We start from the raw sequence: 1,875 nt of genomic DNA, 5'->3' as shown, positions 1-1,875 counted from the left end.
TGTGCCGAGTATGAACGACAGCTTGGAGGTGGAAGTCCTCTATCCAGCCTGATGACGGCGAAGGATTAGCGAAGCGCAAGGGCGTCATCGCGAGGTGGGGTCTGAAGACAGCGTGGAGCAAAACCGCGGCTCGATGGACAAGCACCGGATAACGAGGCCTACCCGGCCGGACGAGCGAGCACATGATCGCGAAGTCCAAGGTCATCAAGGGTCGGGGTGGTAAATCCGGCGGGCGCGCGGCGAAGGCGGTCGGTCTTACCTCGGGAGGTCTGCACTGTGTCCTGGCAACGGGACTGAGGCCGCCGTAAGGCGGTCTGACCGCAGCGCAGAAGTCAGCAGCGGGCATAGTAGGCGGCAGCGTACCGTCGAAGGCCCAAACGGTGGAAGTGGCCAGTAGAACGGTGATCTCGCGCGAGCCATGCGGCAGAAGAATCAGGTCGAGCTGAACTTGGGCACCGGAGCGAAGGGTGAAGCCCCGAACGCCGCCGCCCAAGAGTCCGAAGCGCGCGCGGCGACCACCGCCCTCGAACGCCCGGCGACCGCAGGGCCGTCGATGGAAGCAGTTATCGAGCGTGAGAATCTGAAGAAAGCGCTGGCGCAAGTGACGCGCAACAAGGGCGCGGCGGGCGTCGACGGGATGACCGTCGGCGAACTGCCGAGCTACCTGAAGGAGCACTGGCCCACAATCCGATCCCAGTTGCTTGAAGGCACCTACAAGCCGCAACCGGTGCGGCGGGTCGAGATACCGAAGGCGTCGGGCGGCCTGCGGCCGCTCGGCATCCCAACGGTGCTCGACCGCTTCATCCAGCAGGCAATGATGCAGGTGCTGCAGGCGGATTGGGACGGAACGTTCTCCGAGACCAGCTTCGGCTTCCGGCCGGGGCACTCGGCGCATCAGGCGGTGGAGCGGGCGCAGACGTATATTGCGTCCGGACACGCCGTCGTCGTGGACATCGACCTGGAGAAGTTCTTCGACCGGGTCAACCACGACATCCTGATGGGGCTCATTGCCAAGCGGGTGACTGACAAGCGCCTCCTGAAGCTGATCCGCGGATTCCTGAATGCGGGTGTGCTGGAGAGAGGGCTGGTCAGTCCGACGGAGGAGGGCACGCCGCAGGGCGGTCCGCTCTCGCCGCTATTGTCGAACCTGATGCTGGATGTGCTGGACAAGGAACTGGAAAGACGCGGCCACCGCTTCGTGCGCTACGCCGACGACTGCAACATTTATGTGCGCAGTCGAAAGGCGGGCGAGCGGGTGCTGGCGGGCATCGAACGGTTCCTCGAAAAGCGCCTCAAACTCAAGGTCAACAAAGCCAAGAGCGCGGTTGCCAAACCGGGGGGTCGCAAGTTCCTGGGCTTCAGCTTTACCGGCGGGAAAGAACCGCGTCGGCGCATCGCGCCGCAGGCACTTGCCCGCTTCAAGGCGAAGGTCCGAGGACTGACGCGACGCACCTGCGGCCGAAGCCTCGCGCAGATTGCCAAGGAGCTATCGCGCTATCTGATCGGATGGCGCGGCTACTTCGGCTTCTGCCAAACCCCGTCGGTGCTGCGCACACTTGACGAATGGCTCAGGCGGCGGTTGCGCGCCATCGCCTGGAAACAATGGAAGCGCGGCGGCACCCGCTTTGCCGAGTTGCGACGCTGCGGCGTCGGCCGGGATCTGGCGGCACAAACTGCCGGCAGCCCGAATGGCCCTTGGCGGCTCGCGAACAGCCCCGCGCTCACCATCGCCATGCCAATCGCGTTCTTCAGATCACTCGGCTTGGCTTCCGTCGCGGAACTGCCGTGCGCATAATCCACCGAACCGCCGTATACGGACCCGTACGTACGGTGGTGTGGGAGGGGCGGAGCTGAGAGGCTCCCCCCTATCCCGAT

Annotated in this window: 1 protein-coding gene; it reads left to right on the top strand. The window is 64.6% G+C overall.

The features are described 5' to 3' along the window. Positions 1 to 418 precede the first annotated feature (418 nt). Positions 419 to 1,795: a group II intron reverse transcriptase/maturase gene (gene ltrA, locus JQ632_RS39080; protein ID WP_212408039.1), complete on the top strand. Its 1,377-nt coding sequence runs from the start codon at positions 419 to 421 to the stop codon at positions 1,793 to 1,795. Positions 1,796 to 1,875 lie beyond the last annotated feature (80 nt).

The organism is Bradyrhizobium liaoningense (genome assembly GCF_018130955.1).
Taxonomy (GTDB): Bacteria; Pseudomonadota; Alphaproteobacteria; order Rhizobiales; family Xanthobacteraceae; genus Bradyrhizobium; species Bradyrhizobium liaoningense_C.
This window is presented reverse-complemented; position numbering and strand designations above follow the sequence as displayed.